This window comes from Candidatus Frankia alpina (genome assembly GCF_902806485.1).
GTDB classification, from domain to species: domain Bacteria; phylum Actinomycetota; class Actinomycetes; order Frankiales; family Frankiaceae; genus Frankia; species Frankia alpina.
Genome location: NZ_CADCWT010000496.1, coordinates 1 through 1116, shown reverse-complemented (window position 1 = coordinate 1116; position 1116 = coordinate 1). Strand labels below are relative to the sequence as shown.

1 protein-coding gene is annotated in these 1116 nt (G+C 67.7%); it reads left to right on the top strand.

The genetic code is table 11. From position 1 onward, the window contains the following. Positions 1–292: 292 nt before the first annotated feature. Positions 293–1111 (top strand): PAS domain-containing protein, encoded by an 819-nt coding sequence (locus tag G6R25_RS24165; protein ID WP_163554675.1) that lies wholly within the window; start codon positions 293–295, stop codon positions 1109–1111. Positions 1112–1116: the final 5 nt, after the last annotated feature.

The following is a 1116-nucleotide window of genomic DNA, read 5'->3' as shown; positions in this document are numbered from 1 at the left end:
ACATTGATGTCACGCAAAGCGACAAAACGTTACCGGGAAAGGCTCACTGTGGTTAGGCAACCTGGTCTCCCAACATCATCGCGGCAGGTACGAAGGTCATCATGGGCGTCGCGGCACCAGATGGTCACGGTCCCAGCGGACCTGTGGCCGTATCTGGGGATCTTCGCTCGGTACCACCACCCGACGCCATCGAACTCGGAGATGCCAGATACAGATTGTATCCAGTTGCTCACTGGAGGTACCTTCGGGTGTACGGCCACCGCTAGGAAGCCGGCTGAGTGGGTGAGCAGATGTGACGCAGGGAGAACGCCCGGACCCCTTCGAGGTGCTGGACATCGCCGTCATCGAGACGGGCGCCCGGGATCATCGCGTCCGGCGCGCCAACCCGGCTGCCTGCGCCCTGCTCGGCCGCTCGGAGGCCGAGGTCATCGGCCTGGCCTGGGACGATGTCGCCGTCGGGGACGACGGGGAACGCTGGAAAGCCCAGGCCCGGCTGCGCGTCGCGGCGGGCCAGCGCCGGGCGCGGATGCTCACTCGCCTGCTGCGCCCGGACGGCACCATCGTGCACGCCCTCGCCACCATCGCCCTGCTGGCCGATCCGGACGGTGAGCAGTACTTTCTTTCCCACTTCCAGGACGTGTCCGAGGAGATCGCGGCGCAGGACCGGCTGCGGCTGGTGGTGGAGAACACCCCGGTGTCGATGTTCCTGGTGGACAGGACCGGACGGGTGCTGGTGAGCGAGGGGACAGCGGACCCGCAGGCCGCCGCGGGGCTGGGGGAGGCTCGGGAGTCATCCGTCTTCGCGACCTTCGCCGATCTGCCCCAGGCGGTCTCGCTCATGCGACGAGCCATTACCGGGGAGCGGATTCATGAGAACGTGGAGGTGTTCGGCCGTTGCCTCGACATGCATCTCGTGCCGATCCCGGGCAACGGCAGTGACGTGGGTTCCGTCGCCGCGGTGGCCACCGACATCACCGAACGGCAGCAGGCGCTGGCGAGCCTGCAGGCCCGGTCGGCCGAGCAGGCGGTGGTGGCCGACCTCGGCCAGCGGGCGTTGGAGGCCCGGGATCCGGCTCCGTTGTGGGAGCGGACAGTGAGCCTTTCCCGGTAACGTTT